This is a genomic window from Streptomyces sp. 11-1-2 (genome assembly GCF_003595545.1).
Lineage (GTDB): Bacteria > Actinomycetota > Actinomycetes > Streptomycetales > Streptomycetaceae > Streptomyces > Streptomyces hygroscopicus_B.
The window spans coordinates 4,055,013-4,079,371 of the sequence record NZ_CP022545.1; the positions used below are offsets into that span (position 1 = coordinate 4,055,013).

At 71.2% G+C, this 24,359-nt stretch carries 16 protein-coding genes; 8 read left to right on the forward strand and 8 right to left on the reverse strand.

Annotated elements, in window-relative coordinates; all coding sequences use genetic code 11:
- The first annotated feature begins 207 nt into the window (after positions 1–207).
- The gene (locus CGL27_RS17295; protein ID WP_119988188.1) at positions 208–1,419 is read left to right on the forward strand and encodes a histidine kinase; all 1,212 of its coding nucleotides are present in this window, start codon (positions 208–210) and stop codon (positions 1,417–1,419) included.
- Positions 1,419–2,078: a response regulator transcription factor gene (locus CGL27_RS17300; protein ID WP_119988191.1), complete on the forward strand. Its 660-nt coding sequence runs from the start codon at positions 1,419–1,421 to the stop codon at positions 2,076–2,078. Before CGL27_RS17295 ends, CGL27_RS17300 begins: the two co-directional genes overlap by 1 nt.
- Before the next feature lie 42 nt (positions 2,079–2,120).
- Here the strand turns inward: CGL27_RS17300 and CGL27_RS17305 are convergent, their stop codons facing one another.
- Entirely contained in the window at positions 2,121–3,224 is a 1,104-nt protein-coding gene (locus CGL27_RS17305) for a helix-turn-helix domain-containing protein (RefSeq protein WP_119988194.1), read from the reverse strand.
- A 562-nt stretch (positions 3,225–3,786) separates the two neighbouring features.
- On the opposite strand from CGL27_RS17305, the gene CGL27_RS17310 reads away from it, so the two are divergent.
- The 4 genes from CGL27_RS17310 to CGL27_RS17325 all read left to right on the forward strand — a co-directional run bounded on the left by CGL27_RS17310 (position 3,787) and on the right by CGL27_RS17325 (position 7,196).
- Positions 3,787–4,983 (forward strand): helix-turn-helix transcriptional regulator, encoded by a 1,197-nt coding sequence (locus tag CGL27_RS17310; protein WP_119988197.1) that lies wholly within the window; start codon positions 3,787–3,789, stop codon positions 4,981–4,983.
- Between the two features lie 102 nt (positions 4,984–5,085).
- A complete protein-coding gene (locus CGL27_RS17315) occupies positions 5,086–5,685 on the forward strand; it encodes a hypothetical protein (RefSeq protein WP_078641305.1) in 600 nt (199 codons plus the stop codon).
- Complete coding sequence (locus CGL27_RS17320) at positions 5,682–5,861, forward strand: hypothetical protein (protein ID WP_078641306.1); 180 nt, start codon at positions 5,682–5,684, stop codon at positions 5,859–5,861. Before CGL27_RS17315 ends, CGL27_RS17320 begins: the two co-directional genes overlap by 4 nt.
- 246 nt (positions 5,862–6,107) lie before the next feature.
- Positions 6,108–7,196 carry a methyltransferase domain-containing protein gene (locus CGL27_RS17325; RefSeq protein WP_119988199.1) on the forward strand — a complete coding sequence of 363 codons (1,089 nt, stop codon included), beginning with the start codon at positions 6,108–6,110 and terminating at the stop codon, positions 7,194–7,196.
- A 123-nt stretch (positions 7,197–7,319) separates the two neighbouring features.
- Here the strand turns inward: CGL27_RS17325 and ppdK are convergent, their stop codons facing one another.
- The 6 genes from ppdK to dusB form a co-directional block, all read right to left on the reverse strand.
- A complete protein-coding gene (gene ppdK / locus CGL27_RS17330) occupies positions 7,320–10,046 on the reverse strand; it encodes a pyruvate, phosphate dikinase (protein WP_078641308.1) in 2,727 nt (908 codons plus the stop codon).
- A 637-nt stretch (positions 10,047–10,683) separates the two neighbouring features.
- Positions 10,684–14,181: a tetratricopeptide repeat protein gene (locus tag CGL27_RS53160; protein ID WP_119988202.1), complete on the reverse strand. Its 3,498-nt coding sequence runs from the start codon at positions 14,179–14,181 to the stop codon at positions 10,684–10,686.
- On the reverse strand, positions 14,181–15,140 hold the full coding sequence (locus CGL27_RS17340; RefSeq protein ID WP_119988205.1) for a MoxR family ATPase: 960 nt from the start codon (positions 15,138–15,140) through the stop codon (positions 14,181–14,183). The genes CGL27_RS53160 and CGL27_RS17340 overlap by 1 nt, the downstream gene beginning before the upstream one ends.
- Positions 15,141–15,155: 15 nt before the next feature.
- Entirely contained in the window at positions 15,156–17,360 is a 2,205-nt protein-coding gene (locus CGL27_RS17345; RefSeq protein ID WP_119988208.1) for a caspase family protein, read from the reverse strand.
- A complete protein-coding gene (locus CGL27_RS17350) occupies positions 17,357–18,604 on the reverse strand; it encodes a hypothetical protein (RefSeq protein WP_119994430.1) in 1,248 nt (415 codons plus the stop codon). Before CGL27_RS17350 ends, CGL27_RS17345 begins: the two co-directional genes overlap by 4 nt.
- Positions 18,605–18,734: 130 nt before the next feature.
- The gene (dusB, locus tag CGL27_RS17355) at positions 18,735–19,955 is read right to left on the reverse strand and encodes a tRNA dihydrouridine synthase DusB (RefSeq protein ID WP_119988211.1); all 1,221 of its coding nucleotides are present in this window, start codon (positions 19,953–19,955) and stop codon (positions 18,735–18,737) included.
- A gap of 128 nt (positions 19,956–20,083) precedes the next feature.
- Between dusB and CGL27_RS17360 the strand changes: the two genes are divergently transcribed.
- The gene (locus CGL27_RS17360) at positions 20,084–21,574 is read left to right on the forward strand and encodes an MFS transporter (protein ID WP_119988214.1); all 1,491 of its coding nucleotides are present in this window, start codon (positions 20,084–20,086) and stop codon (positions 21,572–21,574) included.
- Positions 21,575–21,697: 123 nt separating this feature from the next.
- On the opposite strand, the gene CGL27_RS17365 is transcribed toward CGL27_RS17360, so the two are convergent.
- On the reverse strand, positions 21,698–22,630 hold the full coding sequence (locus tag CGL27_RS17365; protein WP_205587927.1) for a helix-turn-helix transcriptional regulator: 933 nt from the start codon (positions 22,628–22,630) through the stop codon (positions 21,698–21,700).
- 111 nt (positions 22,631–22,741) lie between these two features.
- Here CGL27_RS17365 and CGL27_RS17370 point away from each other — a divergent pair, with 111 nt between their 5' ends.
- On the forward strand, positions 22,742–24,241 hold the full coding sequence (locus CGL27_RS17370; protein ID WP_205587712.1) for an MFS transporter: 1,500 nt from the start codon (positions 22,742–22,744) through the stop codon (positions 24,239–24,241).
- Positions 24,242–24,359 lie beyond the last annotated feature (118 nt).

Sequence of the window (24,359 nt, forward strand, 5' to 3'; positions counted from 1 at the left end):
GGTGTCCCGTTGTGATCGTGATGGTGTGAGACGGTCGCCTCGATGAGGAGTCTCAGCGGTCTCGGGACGGGCCACGTACTTCAATCGAAGTAGTTCTGCCATCCGCTTCGATCGAATGAGTTCTGCCGTGTCCACCGGCCGAATCAGGTGCGCCGTCTACTTCGTTCGAAGTACACGGCCTGGGCATGCGTGAACGAGAATCAGGTCATGGTCAAGGCGCAGAACAGTGAAGACGGGCCCGCGGCACCCCTGTGGGTCCGCCGCCCCGAGGCGCTGCACCGAGCCGCCTATGCAGTGGCCGCGCTGGTGTTCACCGGTCAGATCGTGGCAGTGATACTGAGAGGCTCGGATGGGCCGACGGCCCTCTCGGTCCTCCTCGCCGGTGGCGGTGTCGCCCTCTCATGGTGGCAGCCATGGGCAGGACTGGTCGTGACGAGCGCGGCGTCCTTCGCCGTCACAGCGGTGGGCCACGACCCCCTGTCGGTGTGGATGATGGCAGTGCTCGTGCTGTTCTCGGTCACTCTCAGGGGAAAGCAGCCGCTGGCCGGAACCGGCATCGTGGCGGCGTTCTTCCTGGGCGCCTTCATGACGTTGGGAGGATTTCGTGGCGGCGCGATCGTAGGAGCAGCCGCCCTCTTCTCGGCCATAGCGGGAGGTGCGACAGGGGCCGCGCTCCGCATCCATCGAGACCACTGGTGGATCTTGGAGGAGCGGGCCGAAAGCGCCATCGCCACCCGCGAGATCGAAGCCACTCGGCGAGTGACCGAAGAACGACTCCGCATCGCACGAGACCTCCACGACGTCATCGGCCACCAAGTGGCGATGCTGAGCCTGCATCTCGGTGCCGCGGAAATCGGGCTGCCCGAGGACGCCGAATCGTCCCGGCAGGCCCTCGTCTCGGCCAGGTCCAGCGCGCGCACCGTCGTCGTCGAGACGCAACGGATCCTCGCGCTCCTCCGCGTCGGAGACGACACTTCCGACGGCGAGGCGCTCCGGCCGACTCCGTCGCTGAGCGGCCTGGAAGGACTGATCGCCTCGTTCGAGAGCATCGGCCTCGACGTCCAACCCTCCATCGACATCCCCGCCGGTTTCGTGGAGCCCAGTGTCGGCGTGACGGTCTACCGGGTCGTTCAAGAAGCACTCACGAATGCCTACCGGCATGGGGAGGGGGCGGCAACGGTGGATGTGCGCGAGCGCGAGGGCAGGATCTGCGTCACCGTGGAGAACCGTGTCGGTCATTCACTCCGCGGCTCCGGCCCGGGCTCCGGCTCCGGCTCCGGCTCCGGCTCCGGCAGCGGACTCGGACTCATCGGGATGCGCGAGCGCGTCGAGTCCTCCAGCGGGCGGCTGACGATCGACAGTGACGACGGACAGTTCCGGGTCCGTGCGGAGTTCAGCCCCCTTGGAGCCGTCATCTGATGACGAGGATTCTGATCGTCGACGACCAGGACGACATGAGGGCCGGGATCCGGGCGATGCTTCTGCTCGACCCGAGTCTGGTTGTCGCGAGTGATCTCTCCGATGGACTCCAGGTCGTCCCCTTCCTCCGGGACCACCCCGTCGACCTGGTCTTGATGGACATCCGGATGCCCGGCATCGACGGTGTCGAAGCCACCCGCCGGATCCGCAAAGAGCACCCGCCCGAAGAGCTGCGGGTGATCGTGCTGACCACCTTCGACCAGGACGACATCGTTCTCGCCGCCCTTCGCGCGGGCGCCAACGGCTTCCTGAGCAAGACCGTGAGCCCTGCTGAACTCGTCGCCGGAATCAGTGAGGTCGTCCGCGGTGGCGGTGCGCTGTCGGCCGCCGCGACGGCCGCGCTCATCGGTCATATGACCGACAGTCCGCCCCCGGTGATCGACCAGGAACTGCTGCGGCGCTTCGACGCTCTGACACCCAGGGAGCGGGACGTGGTCGTTCTCGTCGCAAGCGGTCTCGGCAACGAGGAGATCGCGGCCCAGATGTCCGTGTCGCCGTTCACCGTGAAGACGCATGCGGTGCGGGCCATGACGAAGGTCGGCGCACGTGATCGAGCGCAACTCGTCTCGTTCACCTTCCGGGCCGGTCTCTGTCCCTGAGCTCACCGAGCAGAACCCACCGTACGGTCGGGCCGAATAGCCTCATCCGCGCCCGGACGGCCCCCGCCCGCTCGTGGCGACCGGCGGGAGCTGCGCCGGTGAGCCGAAGACGCGCTCTCCGGGCGCCCCGCCGCGCAGCAGCGCCGCGCCCAGCGGCGTCAGCGTGTGCAGGACGGCGCTGCCCTGGCGCAGGGTGTGCACCAGACCCGCCTCGCGCAGCACACTGGCGTGCTGACTGGCCGAGGCCAGCGATACGCCGACCCGGCGGGCGAGTTCACTGGTCGTACAGCCGCCCCTGACCTCCAGCAGCACCGCCGAGCGGGTCTGCCCGACCAGCTTGCCGAGCGTCCGGGCGGGCCCGGCCCCCGACGCGGATGCCGCCCCGGCCCCGGGCCCCGACGCGAGGGCGGGCCGCTGCCCGGGGCGGAGCGGAAGGCCGCACGGGGCGTGTTCGACGGGGTAGACCAGTACGGGCGTCAGATCCGGGTTCCGGAACGTCACCGGCGTCCCCCGGCAGAAGAACGACGGCAGGAGCAGCAACCCCCGCCCGCGCAACCGCAGATCGCGGTCCACCGGATAGTCGACCTCCAGCACGGGCGCCCGCCACCGCATCGTCGCCGGCAGCGAGGCCAGCAGCCCATCGGCGCCCCCGTCCAGCAGGGCGCGGCCCCGGGCCGCCCGGTCGGCCTCGATCCGGGCCTGTATATGCGCCCAGTACGGCGCGACGGCGGCCTGGTGGTAGGCGCGCAGCGTGCTGATCAGCCGGTCCAGCGGCTTTCGTTCGCCCTCCCCCAGATCCCTTATCCACCCCGGAAGCGCCCAGGCCGCCGGAAGCCCGGCGAGCTCCGCGTTCAGCCGCTCCCCCGGGATGGCGCGCAGCGCGGACATCGCGGCGTCGCAACCGATTACCCCTTCGGCGGGGGTCAGGAAGTCCGGGAAATAGCCGCGCGAGGGAATGAGCGGCGCGAGCAGCCGCGCTTCGCCGTTGAGTCGGTTTCGCGCCTCCGAACGCCATTTTCCGTATACGGACTCGGCCCGGTTCTCCCGCAGCCGATGGAAACTCAAAACGGTTTCCCAGAGCGCGTCCGGTCGGACCGCCATCCGCAGCCGGGCCAGATCGAGTTCACTGAAATGAACACGGAGCACCAGACCCCCACACGTGACATTGCGACCGCCCCCCGATCACCGATGAGTATGCACGCTGGCACGGTCAGTCACCACGCCCTTTTGGCCAGATGTGAAACGGGGAGCGGCGCGGACGCCGGAAGAGGAAAGCTGTTCTCCAGGAAAACCGGGGGCCGCCGGTAAACACTTCCAGGGGCTGTCCGGAATTCAACAGGCGGTGCTCAGAGCCAGATTGCTCGTTCCCGTGGGGGGTGACGAGTACGTTACGGCGACTGGGCACTTGTGTTGCCGCACGTAGCCGATGCGCGCGGCAACAGCTCCCGTGGGGGGAGTGAGAGGGGGCGGCACCTCCGCACAAGGTGCCGCCCCCTTTAAGTTCCGCGGTCGCGATGACGCTGCGCTATGCGGGGACATCGGTGAGCTGCGCTATGCGGGGCGTCGGTGACGGGCGCCCCGCACCCGCGCCGGTCCCGTCGTGTCAAGGAGGCGCGTCGGCCCTCACCGAAATGGGGGCCGATCAGCCGTACCGGCGGAGCGGGTCGCGGGTACCGTTCTGAGTGTCGAGGCCAGAACGGAGTTCAGCATGCCGCAGAGCATCGAGGAACACACCGGCGCACGCATCGCTCGCACCCGCCGCGAACGCGACCTGACCCAGCAAGGTCTGGCCATGCGCGCCAACGTCTCGAAGTCCCTGCTGTCGAAGGTCGAGTGCGGCCAGCGGCCCGCCTCGCCATCCCTCATCGCGGCCTGCGCACGCGCGCTCAGCGTGACCACCTCGGAACTCCTCGGCCAGCCGTATACCCAGGAGCTCCGGCGCGAGCGGCTCGACGAGGTCATACAGCCCATCCGGGTCAGCATGGAGAACTGGGACATCCCCCTCGACTGGCAGGTCCCGGCCCGCCCGATCACGTTGATCCGCGCCGACATGGAGAAGGTCCTGGTGCAGCGGCGGCAGGCCGAGTACCTGCCCATGGCTGTCGACCTCCCGGCGCTCATCGACGAATGCGTGCAGGCCATACACACCACCAGCGGCGAGGAGCAGCGGCAGGCCCATGAATGCCTGGCCTGGGCGTTCCGGTGCGTCTTCACGCTGGCCTGGTCCTTCGGATACGTGGACCTGGCCACCGTGGCCCTGCAACGGCTGGACTGGGCGGCGCCGCGCGCCGACGAACCGGGCCTCGCCGCCATGTACGGCTACCTGCGCGCCCAGACCACCCTCTCCTCCAGCCGATACGACCTGGGCATGCGCATCGTGGACAGCACCCTCCGGGACCTGGAAGGTCAGGATTCACGGAGTGCGGAGGGTCTCGCCGCGATGGCCGGTGTCCTTCAGCTCCGTGCGGCTGTGATCGCCGGCCGCATGAAGGCCCCCGACCAGGTCGAGGCCCGCGTAACCGAGGCCCGCCAACTGGCGGAACGAACCGGCGAGACGGCGGCCTACGGCGTGGGCTGGGGTCCGACAAACGTCGGCGTCCACGCCATCGCGATCGCCTGCGACCTGGAGGAGTACGACCAGGCGGTCCAACTGGCGGACGACGTACGGTTCCCCAAGCGCTGGGACCGGTCCCGGGCAGGGCATCACTGGCTGGACCTGAGCAGGGCAAACGTATGGACCGGGGATTCGGCACAGGCGCTCGACTGCCTACAGAAGGCGCGCCGGACGGCGCCGCAGCAGACGCGGTACCACCCCACGACCCGCGAGGCGGTCATCGCCCTGCGGTCGCGTGAGCGGTCGCGCGGCAGCGAGCTAGCCGAGTTCGCCGACTGGATCGGCCTCTAGCACGGACAATCGCCGTCAAGTTGCACAGTTCAGTGCAACGTGACGCCCCGCCAGGTCGGCACGATGTGACGGTCAGAACACAGACCGTGCACGGAGCCGACCATGACGACGACCAGAAACCTGCCGTGGACACCGCCAAACACCGAGGACATCGAGCCGTTACCGGTGGGCAGATGGTGGGACGCCGTCTCCGCGCCCACCGCCGTCGCGAACCGCGCCCTGGAGCTGCTCGGGCGGGACTCGGGCGCCGTCATCCAGGACAACACCTACGGCAAGACCTACTGGCTGATCGGCATCCGCACCGCCCGTAGCTGGTGCATGCGCCAGATCCGCGTCCTCGCCGAACTCGCCGACGAAAGCACCCTCCTCGGCGTACCACCCGCCGCATGGGGGCCCGAGCACCAAACGTACTGGCGGATCCCGCTCGGCCCCGACCGCTATCTCACCGACCCCGACCACCTGGCCCCCGCCCTGCGTCAGGCCGTCGAGGACGTACTCGACCCCGTCCCAGAAGGCCGCCAGCTCTGCTACCGCTGCCAGTTACCCACCGACGAACCCGTCCCCGTAACCATCGAGCACAGCGGCAGCGTCGCCGGCGCCACCATCTACGCCTGCCCCACCCACGCCCGGGACTACCCGCGCGACGCGGTAACCCAAGCCGCCGCCATGCGCCGAGCCCTCGACCAGGGCAGAACCCGATGACGACCCCCGAGCAGACCACCGACCCCTTCTCCGACGAAGCCTGGCGCGCCGCCATCGAACACGCCGCGGGCTGCCTCGCCTGCCGCACCCCCGGCGCCGAATGCGAGACCGGCGAGCGGCTGCTCCGCGCCTACGAGGCGGCCACGCGACAAGCCCGGTCAGCGGAAGCCATGTGAGGCACCGCCGACCGGACTCCGGACCCGATCGGGGGACCCCGGGCCGGGGTGGAGTCCTCGCACAGAAAAGCCCCCCGCCCCGGCCGGGGCGGGCCTTTACAGGCGCCCAGGCGCCCGTACTCAGGAGGTAGAACTGTGACTGTCGAGAACAAGCACAAGGGCGATCCCGCCCCGATCAAGCCGTGGACGCCCCCGCCGCCGCCCCCGCCGGACGGCACACCGCCCCCGAAAGGGAAGTGAGGGTCCATGACCGAGGACTGGCGACCACGTCACGCGGCACTCATGGAAGCCCTCGCCGCGTCCGGCGAACTCACGGACGCATGGCGCCCGGCCTTCGACGCCGTTCCACGCCACCACTTCATCCCCGGCGACATCTGGGAGCAGCGGGCCACCTGCGTCCCCGTCACGACGGACGCGGCATGGTGGGACCTCGTCTACCGGGATGTGCCGATCGTGACGCAGGTGGACGACGGGCGGAGTGACGGCCTGGGAATCGCGACCTCGTCCAACTCCATGCCCACGATGGTGGCGCGCATGCTCGCCGCGCTGGAGGTCACCGACGGGCAGCGCGTATTGGAGATCGGCACCGGCAGCGGCTGGAACGCCGCGCTGCTCGCCGCGCGCCTGGGGAGCCAGAACGTCACCACCGTCGAGGTCGATCCGGTGCTGGCGGAGAAGGCCGCGAAGGCCATCAAGGAAACCGGATACAGCCCCGGCGTCGTGTGGGGCGACGGGGCACGGGGGTGGGAGTCCGGGGCGCCGTACGACCGGATCATCGCGACCTGTTCGGTGCGCCGCATCCCTTACGCATGGGTACGGCAGACCAAGCCGGGCGGGCTCATCCTCGCCCCGCTGGCGGGGGACTTCTGGTCCGGGACGCTGGTACGGCTCGACGTAGGCGGCGATGGGGTTGCCTCCGGCCGGTTCATCGGCGGTGCCCGGTTCATGCCGATGCGCTCGGAGCGCCCCGGCCCGGACGTCCCGGTGGACAGCGGAACCGGGCGGCACGGCAGCACCGGCCCGTTTCCTGCCGACAGCATGACCGGCCTCGGCTTCGCCCTCTACGCGGGCGCGAAACTGCCGGGCGTGGTCATGGCCGACGGAGCACCGGACGGCAGGTATCAGATCTGGCTCCACGATCGAAACGGGTCGGCGGCCACGGTCACCCACGAGGAGGTGTGGCAGTACGGCCCACGCCAGTTGTGGGAGGAGGCCACCGCCGTGCACAAGGCGTACGTGAACGACGGCAGCCCGGACAGCGGCGACTTCGGGCTGACCGTGTCCCCCGGCGGACAGCGGCTCTGGCTCCGCTCACCTGACGCGCCCCTCGGCTGACGGACGAATGAGGGGGCGGCACCTCCGCACAAGGTGCCGCCCCCTTTGAGATCCGGAGCCGCTGCCGGGGATGAGGGTGGGTGTTTCCCGGCGCCGGCTCCGGTGGCCTTATCGGCTGGTGGCCTACCGGCCGTTCGCCGCCGCTCGGCCGGCCTCCAGGCGGGCGACGGGGATGCGGAACGGGGAGCAGGAGACGTAGTCCAGGCCCACCTCGTGGAAGAAGTGGACGGACTCCGGGTCGCCGCCGTGCTCACCGCAGATGCCCAGCTTGAGGTCGGGGCGGGTGGCGCGACCGGCCTGGGCGGCGTCGCGGACGAGGGCGCCGACGCCGTCCTTGTCGATGGTCTCGAACGGGCTGACGCCGAAGATGCCCTTCTCCAGGTAGGCGGTGAAGAAGCTGGCCTCGACATCGTCGCGGGAGAAGCCCCAGACGGTCTGGGTGAGGTCGTTGGTGCCGAAGGAGAAGAAGTCGGCGGACTCGGCGATCTGGGCGGCGGTCAGCGCGGCGCGCGGCAGCTCGATCATGGTGCCGAGGGTGAGCTTGAGGTCCACGCCGTGGGCCTGCTCGACCTCCGCGATGACCCGCTCGGCCTCCTCGCGGACGATCTCCAGCTCCTGGACCGTGCCGACCAGCGGAATCATGATCTCGGCCCGCGGGTCGGCCTTGGCGTTGCGGCGCTCGGCGGCGGCCTCGGCGATGGCCCGTACCTGCATGGCGAACAGGCCGGGGATGACCAGGCCGAGCCGTACGCCGCGCAGGCCCAGCATCGGGTTCTGCTCATGGAGCCGGTGCACGGCCTGCAGCAGCCGCAGATCGTTCTCGTTGTGGTCCTTGCGGGACTCGGCGAGCGCGACGCGCACCGACAGCTCGGTGATGTCGGGCAGGAACTCGTGCAGCGGCGGGTCGAGCAGCCGGACGGTGACGGGCAGCCCGTCCATCGCCTCGAAGAGCTCGACGAAGTCGTCCCGCTGCAGCGGCAGCAGCCCATCGAGCGCCGTGTCCCGCTCCTCGTCGGTGTGGGCGAGGATCAGCCGCTCGACCATCTCGCGCCGCTCGCCGAGGAACATGTGCTCGGTGCGGCACAGCCCGATGCCCTGGGCGCCGAACCGCCGGGCGCGGGCGGCGTCCTCGGCGTTGTCCGCGTTGGCCCGTACGCGCAGTCGGCGCACCCGGTCGGCGTACGCCATGATCCGGTGCACCGCGCCCACCAGCTCGTCCGCGTCGTCGGCGCCCGCGTGCATGCGGCCCTCGAAGTACTCCACGACCGGCGAGGGCACCACGGGGACCTCGCCGAGGTAGACCTTGCCGGAGGAGCCGTCGATCGAGACGACGTCGCCCTCCTCGATGACGATGCCGTCCTTGCCGTCCCGGCCGGGCACCGTCATCCGGCGCCGCTTGGTGTCGACTTCGAGCTCCTCGGCGCCGCACACACAGGTCTTGCCCATGCCGCGGGCGACGACGGCGGCGTGTGAGGTCTTGCCGCCGCGCGAGGTCAGGATGCCCTCCGCGGCGATCATGCCGTCGAGGTCGTCGGGGTTGGTCTCCCGGCGGATCAGGATGACCTTCTCGCCCGAGCGCGACCACTTGACGGCGGTGTACGAGTCGAAGACGGCCTTGCCGACGGCGGCGCCCGGGGACGCGGCGATGCCCCGCCCGATCTTCTGGACGGTGTCGCCGGAGGCCACCTCGTCGTCGAAGCGCGGGAACATGAGCTGCGCGAGCTGCGCCCCGGTGACCCGGTGCAGCGCCTCGGCCTCGTCGATGAGCCCCTGGTCGACGAGCTGGGTGGCGATGCGGAAGGCGGCACCGGCGGTGCGCTTGCCGACCCGGGTCTGCAGCATCCACAGCTTGCCGCGCTCGATGGTGAACTCGATGTCGCACAGGTCCTTGTAGTGCGTCTCGAGGGTTTCCATGATCTGCATGAGCTGGTCGTAGGACTGCTGGTCGATCCGCTCGAGGTCGGCCAGCGGGACCGTGTTGCGGATGCCCGCGACCACGTCCTCGCCCTGGGCGTTCTGCAGGTAGTCGCCGTAGACGCCCTGGTGGCCGCTGGCCGGGTCGCGGGTGAAGGCGACGCCGGTGCCCGAGTCGGGGCCGAGGTTGCCGAAGACCATGGAGCAGATGTTGACCGCGGTGCCGAGGTCGTGGGGGATGCGCTCCTGGCGGCGGTAGAGCTTGGCGCGGTCGCCGTTCCAGGAGTCGAACACGGCCCGTACGGCGAGGTCCATCTGCTCGCGCGGCTCCTGCGGGAAGCCCCGGCCGGTCTCCTTGGCGACGATGTTCTTGAACTCGCCGACCAGCTTCTTGAGGTCGGCGGCGTCGAGGTCGACGTCCACGGTGACGCCCTTGGCCTGCTTGGCGTCGTCGATGGCCTCCTCGAAGAGGTCGCCGTCCACGCCGAGCACGGTCTTGCCGAACATCTGGATGAGGCGCCGGTAGGAGTCCCAGGCGAACCGGTCGTCACCCGCCTGCGCGGCGAGCCCGGCCACGGACTGGTCCGAGAGGCCGATGTTGAGGACGGTGTCCATCATGCCGGGCATCGAGAACTTGGCGCCGGAGCGTACGGATACGAGGAGGGGGTCGTCCGCCTGGCCGAGTTTCTTGCCCATCTTCGCTTCGAGGGCGTCGAGGTGCGCACTCACCTCGTCGCGCAGGGCCGCGGGTTCCTCACCGCTGTCGAGGTAGACCTTGCATGCCTCGGTGGTGATGGTGAAGCCCGGTGGCACGGGGAGACCGAGATTGGTCATCTCGGCGAGATTGGCTCCCTTACCGCCGAGCAGGTCTTTGAGATCCTTGTTGCCCTCGGTGAAGTCGTAAACGAACTTCTGCTGATCTTGTGTTTCCGGCACGGGACTCGATCTCCTCGGCTCGGCTGCCCTGACGGCGGGGAGCGTACCCAGATCAAAGGCCCCTGAGCAGGTCCACTCCACCGTCATACGGCTGTAACCACCCGCCTGCCACGTGTTCGAAAGTACGGTGCCCGATCGAGGCTCGCTTGAAGTGTCTTCAAGCCTCGAACACACACCCACCCTCCGCCCGTGGCGGACGCTTGGAATTTCACTATACGTAACCATTGGTTCGAGGTGTCGAACATCAAGAGGGTGGCACTGAGTGCCACGCATTGGAGAGGTGAGCACAGCGGAGGACCGTCGGATCACCCCTCGATCCCTGCTCATATGAGCGACACCCCGATCAGAGTGGCGAGAATCACGCCTTGTCAGAGCCCATTGTCTCGCCTTTTGGATACAACGAGAGGGGTGCTGCTCAGATGAGCGACACGCCGGGAGGGGCGGCCGAGCCCCCAGCCAGCGCACGGCTCGCGCCGACCGAACTGGCGAGCGGCGCCCGGCGGGTGCTGAGGAGCGGCATGGCGATCGGATCGCGCCATATTTCGCCACGGCGCGCCCGGCGGGAACGGGAAGCCCTGCTCGCCGCCCGAGGGGGGCGAACAGCCGGATCCCCCCTCAGGACGCCTGACCGTTCCCATCAGGACATCTGGTCGTCCTCCGGCCCCCGCAGCCCGGCCAGGGCCTCGCGGGTCTTGACGGTGCAGTTGTGCTCCTCGCCCAGGACGCGCTCGCCGATCTCCAGCACGGCCCGCCACTCGGCCTCGGCCTCGTCGAGGCGGCCGAGGCCCTTGAGGGTGGTGCCGAGGTTGTGCCGGGTCCACAGGGTGTTGGCATGCTCCGGTCCCAGGACGCGCTGCCGGGCCGTGAGCGTTTCCCGGATCTCCGTCTCGGCCTCCGCGAACCGGCCCATCTTGTTGAGCACATTGCCCAGGCTGTGCCGGGCGGCCAGGGTGTTCTTGGCCTCGGCTCCCATGGACCGCGTGCGCCCCTCGACCACCCGGCGGTACAAGGCTTCGGACTCCTCGTAGCGCTTCTGGTCGCGCAGCAGGGCGGCCAGTTGGACCACGGTCAGCAGGGCGCTCGGGTCGTCCGGCCCCAGCACTCGGGCCTCCCCCTCCATGGTCAGGCGGTACTCCTGCTCGGCCTCCTCCACGCGCCCGAGGCTCGACAGGGCCCCGGCGCGGCTGTAGCGCTCCACCAGCGTCCCCGGCGCGTCCGGTCCCACAAGGCGGATCCGGTCCTGGAGCACCTGGGTGTACGCCTCCAGCGCCTCCTCGTGCCGTCCGGCCATCCCCATGCTGACCGCCAGATGGTGCCGGGTGGTGAGGGCGTTGGGATGCTCGGCCCCGAGCACGGCGGTCTGCCGTGCCAGGAGGTCGCGGTAGGCCGTCTGCGCCTCGTCGTGCCGCCCCTGATCGTCCAGGACCAGCGCTCGCGTCCGCAGTGCGGTCAACGACTCGTCGTGCCGCTCCCCGACGGCCGCGAACGTCTCCGCCACCAGCGCGTCGGCCTCGGACTCCGCCTCGGCGTACCGCCGCAGGCCGCGCAGGTCATCGACGCGGTTACGGCGCGCCCGGCGCACCCGCCAGTGGGTGGGGCTCAGGGCCGCCGAGGTCCTGTCGACCAGGTCGTGCCACAGCGACTCCGCCTCTTCGTAGCGCTGCCCGAGGTCCAGGATGTCGCCGAGCGTGAAGAGCGCCGTCATCAGGGGTGGGTCCACCTCCGACTCCGCCGATGCCGCGCAGTCCTCGACCGCCGCCCGCATCTCGGCCTCCGCCTCGTCGAGCCGGTTCTGCCGCCGCAGCGCGGTGGTCAGCCAGGCACGTGCGTTGACGGTCTCCTGGTGCGTGGGCCCGTGCAGTTCCCGCGCCATGGACAGCGAGACCCGGATTTCCTCCTCGGCCTCCGCCACCCGCCCGAGGTCCAGCAGCAGGCGCCCGCGCCTGAAGCGCTTGTCCTGGACATGCGACCGTGAGTCGTCGTCCCGCCGCTCCCACGCCTCGATCAGCGCGCGGCACTCCTCCTCCGCCGCGTCCGCCCGCCCGGCGTCGCTCAGCAGGTCGACGAGGTAGCCGCGGGCGAAGAGCGTGTAGTCGGCCTCCGCGCCGTGCACCCTCCCCGAGATCGCGACCACCGCGCGCAGCTCGCGCTCCGCCTCGTCGTGCTCCCCGAGCTTGTTCAGGGTGATCGCCAGATGCCCGCGGAGGTTGCGGGATTCGAGGTCGTCCCGGGACCTGAGCCCCTCGATCTGCTCCCGCGCCATCTCCCGCAGTTCGGCCACGTGCTCCGGCCACCCGGCGTCGATGAGCTGCTCGGCCACATCGGGCAGGGTCCGCACTCCCCACCAGCCGGTTTCCTCGTTGCGCTCGTCGGCTTCGGCCAGCATCTTGTCGACGTAGTCACGCACCGACTTCGGCAGCCCGTCGTCCGCCGCGATCCGCCGCACCACCGCCATCACCGGCGGCTGGACCTGCTCGGAGGTGTAGGAGCGAGGCGGGACGGCGGTGGCCGGTGCCACCGACCGCCGTTCGGGCACCTCCGGCGGCGGCGCCGGATCGTCCGGGCCCTCCTCGAGCAGCCCCAGCCGCTGCAGCAGCTCCGGGGACGCCGCCGCGAACGGGCGGGCCTCCTCGGCGACGCGGGAGTCCCCGTGGTCGCCGGAGAGCCGGGCGCGGAACTCGGGGCCGCTGCCCTGGCGGTGCAGCAGGAACGCGGTGACCTGCGCCGCCGTCTCCAGCGCGTCCGACGTCCGGACCGCGTCCAGCAGCAGATCCGCGACCCCCGGGTGGAACTCGTACTCCTCCGCGCCGCCCTCCCGCCTCCGCAGCAGCCCGCCCAGGAACACCTCGGCCAGCTGCGCCGGGTGGAACCGCTCCCCGCGCCCCGCGCCCGCCTGGTGGATCAGCCGCATCACCGGCAGCGTCAGCGGATGGACGGTGGCCAGCGCCCCGGCCAGACGCTGGGCCTCGGGCGAGGCGGCCCCCCTGAAGCGGCGCAGCCGCTCCTCGGCCGTCGGCTCGGGGACATGGGCCGTGGCCCGCGCGGCCACGGGCTTCTCCGCGCCGTCGAGCAGCATCACCGGCAGCGGCGCGCCGCTGCCGCCCGTACCGGTGAGCGCCGCCCAGGCGCCCAGCTCGCCCTCGGCCAGCTCCAGCACGGGCACGGGCGTCTTGCCGTCGTACGACACCAGGCCGCGCGGCAGCACCGGATGGCGCACGGACAGCGCGCGGCCCGGGCTGCCCTCCCGGCCGCCGGCGTCGACCAGCAGCCGCTGCGTGGGCATGCCGCGCTCCGGCCACATCCGCGCGGGCAGCGGCTGGAGGACCGCCACCGGCGAGTGGCGGGCCCAGCGGCGCAGCAGCCGCGGAATCGCGCCGCCGCGCCACCCCGGGCCCACCCCGTCCGAGAGGACCAGCATCACGGTGCGGCCGGAGGTGTCGGTGAGCTGGCGCGCGGTGCGGCGCGGGGCGCCGGGGGCGTACGGGCGCGCCCTGAGCACCGGTGCGGCGTCCTGGGCGCTGTCCAGACCGTAGGTCCGTACGGAGCGGAAAGCGCCCTGCCGCTCCAGCAGTCCGCGCACCTCGGCGGCGAGCTGCTGCCACAGGACCATCGACGGGCCGTCGTCCACGATGAGCGCGACGCTCAGCCAGCGCTCCGGGCGGGGGCGCAGCACCACGTCCGGCAGACCGGTTTCGGCGATCCACTCGGCGGTGGCGGTCTCATCGACGCAGAAGGACGTACGGGACGGCACGCTCCGCCGCAGCGGCCGCAGCGCGCGGGAGAGGCCGCGCGCCGCGGGGAGCGCCCGGACGCCCCGGACGCCGACCGCGCGCGCCGGGCGGGCCGCGGCGGGGCGGGCGGCACCGGGGGCGTAGAGCCCGGCGGGGACGAGGGGGCCGGGCTCGGGCTCGCCTTCGGTGGGTGGCCCGGCGGGCTGCCGCTGGTCGCCCTTCCCGTCGTCGTCGCCGTCGGCCGCGCCGGAGGTGGGACCGGCGGAACCCGGGGACGGCGTGGGTTCCCCTTCCTCACTCCGCGCCGGGGCCGTGGTCGCGGCGAACCACAGGACGTCGCGCAGCTCCTCCTCGGAGAGCTCGACGCCCGCGTCCTCCAGCAGGGCGCACAGCCGCTCGATCATTACGCGTCGACTTCGTTCAGCGAACGGAACAGCTTGTCGAGGACGTCCTGGTCGACCCGCACCCCGGAGGACCGCAGCCGGACCGCGTTGAGGAGTTGATCGGTGGCCAGCTCCCGCTCGTTGCGCCGGGCCACGAAGTCGGCGATCAGCTCCTGGGCCCGGGCGCCGATCTCCTCGCCCAGATGCATGGTGACGATTCTCTGGAGCTGCCGCTCATCGGGCTGCTTGAGGTCGAGCCGGACGCAGCGGCGCAGAAACGCCGGGGGGAACTCGCGCTCGCCGTTGCTGGTGATGACGACGACGGGGAAGACGCGGCAACTGACCCAGCCACCGGGGATCCCGGCCTTCTTCCGGGACCCGGAGATCTGCACCTGGATCGTCCTGTCCTCCCCCAGCCGGGCCAGTTCCGGAATCTCGAACTCGCCCTCCTCGAAGACCGTAAGGAGGTCGTTGGGCAGGTCCACATCGCCCTTGTCTAGCTCGTCCACGAGCAGAACCCGTGGCTTGGCCACCGGGAGGAGCGCGGTGCCGAGCGCGCCGAGCCGCAGATAGTCGCCGATGTCCGGTTCGGCTTCGGCGGTCTCGTCGGCGCGCCGCTTGAGGGAGGCTTCGCGCAGCCGCCCCACCGCGTCGTACGAGTAGAGGCCCTCGGTGAGCGTCGAGCGGCTGTTGACCGGCCAGTGCAGCACCTCGCCCAGCTTGAGCTCGCGGGCGATGGCGTGGGCCAAAGTCGACTTGCCGGTGCCGGGACGGCCGGTGACCAGCAGCGGGCGGTGCAGATGCAGCGCCATGTTGACGACGTCGCGGTCCTCGTCGGAGATCAGATACGGCAGCGGCCGCTCCTGATCCCGGCGCCGCGCGTCGTCGCCGAAGCGCCGCCACGGCGGGGCGGTGGGCCAGGTCTCCACGTCGTGGGGCTCGGTGTCGCCGCCCTGGAAGAGCCTCCAGTCCTGTGCCATCTTCTTCGTCTCTCCTCAGGGTGCGGACAGGTCGAGTTGGTCGGGGAGCGGGCGGTGCGGATCGTCCCACAGGAGCGCCATATGGCGGCCGTGGTGGCTTTCGTCGGCCTCGCTCGCCGACCGGAGCTTGCGCAGATGCTGGGGCAGGGACCGCAGCCGTTCGGTGCCGAGCAGGGCCGTCAACTCGGCCCGCGCGGCGGCGGCTTCCGCCTCGCCATGCCATATGAGGACGGGCACTCCGTCGAACAGGCAGGCGTTGAAGACGTCCGACCGGGCCCGCAAGGGGGTGGTCAGCACCACGCCCGGAGCGTCCTCCTGCCCCTGGAGGACGCCGTGGACCTGCTTGAAGGTGTCCAGGTGAGCGGGCAGCCACTCCAGATCCTCGGTCCCCGCCGAGTCGACCCTCTCCCACCGCTGCTTCCAGACGTGCCGCTGGTTGTCCCGGAGGTCGGTGCAGCGCACCACGACCGGGTAGTCCGTGCCGAGCGAGCGCTCCAGGGGCCCATCGGCGTCGAGCTGCCAGCGGTGCACGGCCAGTTCGAGGTCGGTGGGGGCCACGAAGAACTCCACGAGGGTGTCACGCGTGCGGGCATGTCTCCTCAGAAGGGCGTCGATGCCGCGCTGTATCTCCTCCAGGGAGGCGGGGGTGTCCTCCTTGGCCAGGGAGGTGACGTCCTCACCGCGCCGCGTCCACACCTCGTACGCACGCCGCTGTCCGGCGCCGTCGGACGGATGGAGCCGGATCTGGATGCGCTGGTCCTGGGCGAGACCTGCGGCCTTGACGCCCTCGGCGTACTCCTCGGCCTCGCCGCGCCGCTCCATCAACTGGCCCTTCAGCCCCAGCCGTTCGGCACACCGCAGCGACCAGGCGCGCAGACCGGCCGCGGCCGCCCCCTCATCGACTGCCGCGAAGCGCTCCACGACCCTGAGCAGTTGGGGAAGCTGATCCGGTTTGGGGAGCAGCTCCTCCAGCGCGTCGGCGAGCACGGCCGGATCGTGGCACGAGAGATCGACGAGGCCGAACAGCGCGCGGGCCTCCTCGGCGACGTCGTACCGGCCCCGCTCGTCCAGCCGCCCCAGCAGCGCGACCAGCTCCGTGTACTCGGCGCGGGTCAGCCACTGGTCCTGCAGCACATGGCAGGCCTTGCGGATCTCGGTACGGACCGGGGCGTGGGCGCTCAGCTCGGCCAGGAGGGTAATGGTGCCGTGCGGGTTCTCCAGCGCCCAGTCGACCAGTTCCTCGGCCGAGGGCGGCGTCGTGGCGGGCGGGGCGGTGGTGAACTGCTCGCAGAGCCGGGCGGCGACCCTCCCCGCCGATCCGGCCGCATCCGCCCCGAGCAGCCCGGACGCCTCCAGGACCAACGTCTCCCGGAACCGCCGCTTCTCCGGATCGAGGGGCGGGGCGGGCGGGCCGAGCCGGACCGTCCGCTCCTCCTGCTCCCAGTTGATGACGTGCATCGTGGGGTACTGCCGACTGCTCCCGGTCGCGCGCACCTGGGCGAACTCGTCCTGTACGCCCTTCCAGACCCGGTCCAGATCCAGCCCCGGCCCGTCCGCGCCCGCCGTCTCGAGCTGCCGCAGCAGTGCGGAGGTGAAGCGCCCGGCGCCGTCCTGCTCCATGGCGACGGCCCCGGCCTGGCAGGCCCGCATCCAGAAGACCGGCCGCTCGGATCTGGTCTGGGTCACGTTGGTGAGCGGCTGCGGGACGTCGGCCAGCTCGTGGATGTCGAGGGGAAGGGCCCGCCGGCAGGCGTCGATGACCACGGTGACCCGGTCCGCTCCGTCCCAGTGCACATGGTCGGTGCGCACCAGGTCCATCAGGCTGTCGGCGTCCAGCCCCTGGAGGTCGGTGTCGGAGGTCTCCGGATACAGCAGGCTCCACCGGCCGCCCGGTGCCTGCACCCCGTGCCCGGCCCAGTAGATCCACAGCCAGTCGCCGTCGATCTCGCGCAGCCCGTCCCGGAAGACCTTGCGCACATCGGCGCGCTCCGCCGGGCGGTAGCCGGGGTGCGCCTCCTCCAGGGCCGCCCTGTTGTGCTCCATGGGCGAGGCCAGTAACCGGATGTTCTCCGGCGGTACGCCCCGCCCGGTCAGCCACTTCCGCATGCCGATGGCGTCGCGCACCGGGCCGTCGAGGTTCAGGGCGTCGCTGCCGTTGTACCGCTCGACCGCCACGATCACGGCATGGGTGCGGCGCCAGTCGTGCTCCACCGCTGTCACTTCGGCAGCTCCGGGCCCAGCAGTTCGTACATCTGTTGGTGGGCGAAGTACGAGGTGTGGGCGCGCGGGAAGGGCTGGCGGGTGTTGACGCGCAGATCGGTGACCCGGTCGGGGAAGACCTTCTCCCCGACGAAACCGAGCAGATCCTGCTCGTCGTAGACATTGATCCAGCGGGGGAAGCTGGTGGGCAGTGACTCGCCGCGGCGCAGCGCGGCGAGCGCGTCCAGCTCGTAGAGGAACGGCGCCTGCGAGCCGACCGTCACCAGCAGGTCCACCCCGGCAGGCGGATCGGGCTCGGCGAGCAGATCGACGCAGGCGATACCACCGAGGCTGTGGGCGAGCAGCACCACCGGGCCGCCCCCTGACGCGATCTCAGCGCGCACTGCCTCCCGGATCGCGGCACGCACCCCGGCGCCGCGCACCTGGTAGCGGAGGATGTCGCCGCTGGCCGGGACGGATCCCTTGGTGATCCCGCCGCGGAAGGTATGGGCCAGTGAAGACAGCGGCGAAAGGTAGGAGTTGAGCGCCCGTACGGCGACGCTCTTCGCGGCGCCGGCGACGAATCCGCCCCGGCCGGCGCCGCCCAACTGATCGGTGAGCGCGCCGACGACGGTGTCCCGGTCGGCGCCGTCCACCGCGAGCGGCTCATCGTCGCCGTGCGGGCCCTCGGCGCGCTGGACGGCCAGGGCGTACAGGGCGCGGGCCGCGATCGCCTCGATACCGTCGGCGGGCGGCGTACCGCCCAGGGTGCGGGAGATCTCCTGGGCCACGCGGCCACCGGCCGTGCCGAGGTGCGGCGCGAGGTCGGACACCAACGCGTCCAGGCTCCCCCCGCCGCCGGTCACCGCCTCCAGGCTCAGCCCGCGTGCCGTATCGGCGACGGCCTGCCAGGGGTCCTGACGGCCGGGGGCGAAACCGGCCCGCGCGGCTCCGCCGCGCCGCGCCTTCGCCGCCGCCGCGAACTCCCGCAGCTCGGCGAGCGGATCCACCTCCAGCAGCGCCCACACGGCCAGCGGATCGTCCTGGTCCAGCAGTTCGTCGCCGCCGACACCGCGGTGCTTCGTCCGCACCGGGATCGACGCCCCGTCGAGCCCCAGCGACGCTCCATGCTGCTCGCCCCAGAGGCAGCGGACGACCCGGATATCGGCTCTCACCCGCCCCAGGCCGCTCACGACCCGCGCGAAGCTCTTCTCGTACGACTTGGCCCGGACCCCCGTGCCGTGGACGAAGACGACGCTTGTCACCGATCCCCCCAGATCGTCCAGATCCCACCGCGACCACGAGCCCATCACTTTAACCCGTGATGACCTCGTGTGACCCCCGGACTACGGGACTGCTGGACTACGGGACTGCTGGAGGCTGGATTGCCGGGGTTCAGCCGCCCGAGGTGTCCAGCTCCGCGTCCGCGCCGATTCCCGCGCAGTCGTACGGGTCGTCCAGCCAGCCGTCGGGCAGCACCACGCGGTTGCGGCCCGAGGTGCGGCCGCGCGGGCCGTCGGCGCCGGAGGGCCACTCCTGGTCCAGGTCCAGCTCGGCCAGCAGGGCGTCCAGCTCGGCGAGGGACGAGGTGATCGCCAGCCGCTTGCGCATCTCCGAGCCGACCGAGAAGCCCTTGGTGTACCAGGCGACATGCTTACGGAAGTCGATCACTCCGCGCTCCTCGTCCGCCAGCCACTCGGCGAGCAGCTCGGCGTGGCGGCGCATCACGGCCGCGACCTCCTTGAGCGTCGGCCGCGCGTATACGGGCGCCTCGGAGCCGGGCACCGGCACCTCGGAGCCGTCCACCGGCCCCTCCTGGCCGGGCTCGAACGCGGCCACCAGGTCGCCGAAGAGCCAGGGCCGCCCGAGGCAGCCGCGCCCCACGACCACGCCGTCACAGCCCGTCTCGCGCATCATCCGGACCGCGTCGTCGGCCGACCAGATGTCGCCGTTGCCCAGCACCGGGATCTCCGGGACGGCCTCCTTCAGACGGGCGATCGCGTCCCAGTCGGCGGTGCCGCCGTAGTGCTGGGCCGCGGTGCGGCCGTGCAGGGCGATCGCGGTCACGCCCTCCTCGACCGCGATCCGGCCCGCGTCGAGGAAGGTGATGTGGTCGTCGTCGATGCCCTTGCGCATCTTCATCGTGACCGGCAGCGGGCCCGCGGCGGTCACGGCCTCGCGCAGGATCGAGCGCAGCAGATGCCGCTTGTACGGAAGCGCCGAGCCGCCGCCCTTACGGGTCACCTTGGGCACCGGGCAGCCGAAGTTGAGGTCGATATGGTCGGCGAGATCCTCGGCCACGATCATCTGGACGGCCTTGCCGACGGTCATCGGGTCCACCCCGTAGAGCTGGATGGAGCGCGGCTTCTCGCTGCCGTCGAAGTGGATCAGCCGCATCGTCTTGGCGTCCCGCTCCACCAGCGCCCGGGTGGTGATCATCTCGCTGACGAACAGCCCCCTACCGCCGGAGAACTCCCTGCACAGGGTGCGGAACGGAGCGTTGGTGATCCCGGCCATCGGTGCGAGAACGACCGGCGGCTGGACCATATGCGGTCCGATCCGCAGCCGCGTCCGCGGCTGATGCGGAGTCTGGGGCGGCTGCGGCGTCTGCGTCATGGGGTCAGCTTCCTTGTGCGTACTACGGTGGAGAGGACGGGCCGATCTCTCATTGTCCCGCACCCGCCAGAGGGACCGACAGGGCGGTTATGACCGCCGCACCGACAGTATCGATGTAGCGTTCAACCATGTGTGAGCTCAGCCATCGGCGGCGCATGCTCGTGCTGGCGATCTGCTGCATGAGCCTGCTGCTCGTCAGCCTCGACAACACCGTCCTCAACGTCGCCCTGCCCTCGATCCGAAGCGATCTGCACGCATCCGTCTCCGGGATGCAGTGGACGATCGACGCGTACACCCTGGTCCTCGCCGCGCTTTTGATGCTCTCGGGGTCGACGGCCGACCGGGTGGGACGCAAGCGCACCTTCCAGACCGGGCTGGTGATCTTCACCCTCGGGTCGGGGCTGTGCAGCCTCGCGCCCAACCTGGAGACGCTGGTCATCTTCCGCATGGTGCAGGCGATCGGCGGTTCGATGCTGAACCCCGTCGCCATGTCGATCATCACCAATGTCTTCACCGAGCCCAGGGAGCGGGCCCGCGCGATCGGGGTCTGGGGCGGGGTCGTCGGCATCAGCATGGCGGCCGGGCCGATCGTCGGCGGAGTGCTGGTGGAGTCCGTCGGCTGGCGCTCGATCTTCTGGATAAACCTTCCGGTCGGGATCGCGGCGCTGCTCCTCACCGCCCGCTACGTACCGGAGTCGCGTGCCCCCAAGCCGCGCCGGGCCGACCCCATCGGCCAGTTGCTCGTCGTCGCGGTGCTGGGCACCATCACCTACGCGATCATCGAGGCGCCCGACCTCGGCTGGGACTCGCCGCTCATCGTGACCTTCGTGGCCATCGCCGCCGTGGGGCTCATCGCGCTGATCCGCTACGAGCTGCGGCGTGCGGAACCGCTGATCGATGTGCGGTTCTTCCACAGCGCGCCATTCAGCGGGGCGACGGTCGTCGCGGTGTGCGCCTTCGCGGCGCTCGGCGGCTATCTCTTCATGAACACGCTCTATCTGCAGGACGTGCGAGGGCTCGACGCGCTGCACGCCGGGCTGTGGATGCTGCCCATGGCGTTCATGTGCTTCGTCTGCGCACCGCTGTCCGGACGGCTGGTGGGCGCCCGCGGGCCCCGCCCGTCGATGCTGGTGGCCGGGGTGGCCATAACGGCCAGCGGGGTGATGTTCGCCGCTTTCGACGTCCAGACGACCGATATCGGGCTGCTGCTCGGCTATGCGATGTTCGGCCTCGGCTTCGGCATGGTCAACGCGCCCATCACCAACACGGCGGTCTCCGGGATGCCCCGCTCCCAGGCCGGAGTCGCCGCGGCCGTCGCCTCCACCAGCCGCCAGGTGGGCCAGTCGCTCGGTGTCGCGGTCATCGGCGCGGTGCTGGCGGCGGGCGCCGCCTCGGCGGCGGCGGGCCAAATGGGGCACGCCGCCTCGCCCGCGGCCACTGCCGCGTTCGTGGACGCCGCCCGTCCGGCCTGGTGGATCATCGCCGGATGCGGTGCCGTCATCCTGCTGCTGGGGATCGTGACCACGGGTCGCTGGGCCGAGAAGACGACCCGGCACGCGGCCGCGCTGCTCGAAGAGAGCGCGCCGGCGGGACGGGCAGCGGCGAACGCGAAGGCGTGAGGGGCGTCATGGCCTGATGTGTGACGGCGCCGAGGCGTGATGCGTACGACGGCCCTGGGGCCGGTGCGTAACGACGGCCCTGGGGTCGGTCCGTAAGGGGCCGCCCCAGGGCCGTCGGTCGGATCAGACCGCCGCCGGGGCGGCCTCCGCCCCCGCCCCGGCCCCCTCCGCGAGCGCCATGGCGTGCAGCCGCTCCAGGCGCTCATGCGTCTCCGCGTCCGCCGGGGTGTAGGTGAGCAGCTTGGGGCCCTGCCTCGGGCCGGTCCACAGGCTGGTGGAGGCCAGCCGGAGGATGCCCACCCGCGACTGGCGGTAGACCTTGATCTTGTCGCCGGGCCGGACCACCTCATGCCGCGCCCAGATCTCCCGGAACTCCGCGGAGGCGTCCTCCAGCCGCTTCACCATCGCCTTCCAGGCGGGCTCGGCGACATGCTCGGCCATGACGGCACGGAACTTGGCCGCCATGAGCCGGATCGTCTCGTCCCGGTCCACCAGGCTCGAACGCCACTCGTCATGGGTGAAGGCCAGCCACAGGCAGTTGCGGTCCTCCGGCGGCACCTGGTCCAGGTCGCACATCATCAGCCGGTAGGTGCGGTTGTAGGCGAGCAGGTCGAAGCGGCTGTTCTGGACGCAGGCGGGGAACGGCTCCAGCTGCTCCAGCATGCGCCGCAGCGACTGCGGAACGCCCGTGCACTCGCTCGCCGGGCTCGGGTCGACGGTCCCGGCGAGCGCGAAGAGATGGGCCCGCTCGCTGCGGTCCAGGATCAGCGCGCGGGCGATGGCGTCGAGGACCTGCGCCGAGACATGGATGTCGCGGCCCTGCTCCAGCCACGTGTACCAGGTCACGCCGACGGTCGAGAGCTGCGCGACCTCCTCGCGGCGCAGACCGGGGGTGCGCCGGCGGCGGCCCCGGGGCAGCCCCACCTGCTCAGGGGTGATCCGCTCCCGCCGGCTGCGCAGAAACGCGGCCAGCTCGCCCCGCCGTATCTCGGCCCCCGCACTCCTGCTTTCGGCCGTGGCACCCGTCGTGGCACCGGCCGTGGCTTCCCGCACCATCGTGGTCATGGCTCCAGGGTGCCTGAAGGGCTCAGCCGGTTGCCAGGTACTTCTTGTACCAGGATAAAGACACTCTGGTACCAGCCTGAGCGACCCAGGATCTTCGTAAGCGTGACCGAAACGCAGATTTCCACGATACGAACGAGAACCCCCGCCCCGGACGCAGCGAAGACGACCGGCACGAAGACCGCTGGCGGGAAGACCACCGGACGGACCCACACCTCCTCCGGCCCCGCGCTGAGCCCCCTCGGGCTGTTCACCGTGCTGCTGGGCGCGGCGCTGCCGCTGATCGACTTCTTCATCGTCAACGTGGCCCTGCCCACCATGGACCACGATCTCCACGCCGGTCCGGCCGTACTGGAGCTCGTCGTCGCCGGATACGGCGTGGCGTACGCGGTACTGCTGGTCCTCGGCGGCCGGCTGGGCGACACCTTCGGACGGCGCAGGCTCTTCCTCGCCGGGATGGCGGCCTTCGGGCTGACCTCGCTGGCCTGCGGGCTCGCGCCGGACGCCTGGAGCCTGGTGGGCGCCCGGGTGGCGCAGGGCGCCTCGGCCGCGCTGATGCTGCCCCAGGTGCTGGCCACCATCCACTCATCGACCAGCGGGACGCGCCGCGCCCGCGCGCTCAGCATGTACGGCGCGACGGCCGGCCTGTCCATGGTGGCGGGCCAGATCCTGGGCGGTGTGCTGGTGGCCGCGGACATCGCGGGCACCGGATGGCGCGCGGTCTTCCTGGTCAATGTGCCGGTCGCGGTGATCGGCCTGATCCTCGCGGTCCGTACGGTCCCCGAGACCCGTTCGGAGCGGCCCGCGCCGGTGGACGTGCCGGGCACCGTACTGCTGGCGCTGTCGCTGATCACGCTGATGGTTCCGCTGACCGAGGGCCGGGCGGCGGGCTGGCCGCTGTGGACCTGGCTGACGCTGGGCGCGTTCCCCCTCGTGGCCGCCGCGTTCTACGTCGTGGAGCGGCGCGCCGACCGGGCGGGACGCACGCCGCTGCTGCCGCCGAGCCTGTTCGCGCTGAACGGGCTGCGGCGCGGGCTGCCGATGGTGGTGCCGTTCTCGATCGGCTTCGGTGGCTTCATGTTCGTCATCGCGGTCGCACTGCAGCAGGGGCTGCGGTACGGGCCGGTCGAGGCCGGGCTGGCGCTGGCGCCGATGGCCACGACGTTCTTCGTGGCCTCGCTGATGGGGCCGCGCCTGGTGGGCCGGTACGGCAGCCGTGTGGTGACCGCGGGCGGGCTGATCCAGGCCGTGGGCATCGCGGTGCTGATGCTGGCCGTATGGCGCGACTGGCAGGGTCTGTCGCTGGCCGGGCTGCTGCCGGGCGTCGCGCTGGCCGGGTTCGGACAGGGGCTGCAGCTTCCGGTGCTGATCCGGATCGTGCTCGCCGACGTGCCGAACGATCGGGCCGGGGTGGGGAGCGGCGTGATGGTCACCACCCAGCAGTCCGCGCTGGCACTGGGCGTGGCGACGCTCGGCACGCTCTTCCTGTCCCTGGAGCCTTCGATGGGCATGGGTGACGCACTGGTCATCACGCTCGCGGCCCAGCTCGCCGCGATCGCGCTGACCCTGCTGCTGAGCCTGCGCCTGCCGCGCGCGGTGGCGTAAGAGGTGACCGCCATCGAGGAGGGCTGTCCCGGCGAACGCCGCCGCGGGCGCCCGCTACCCGGAGGCCCGGACGGCCACCCTCGGCAGTGAGAAGAAGCAAGGGATCCGATGCCGCCGC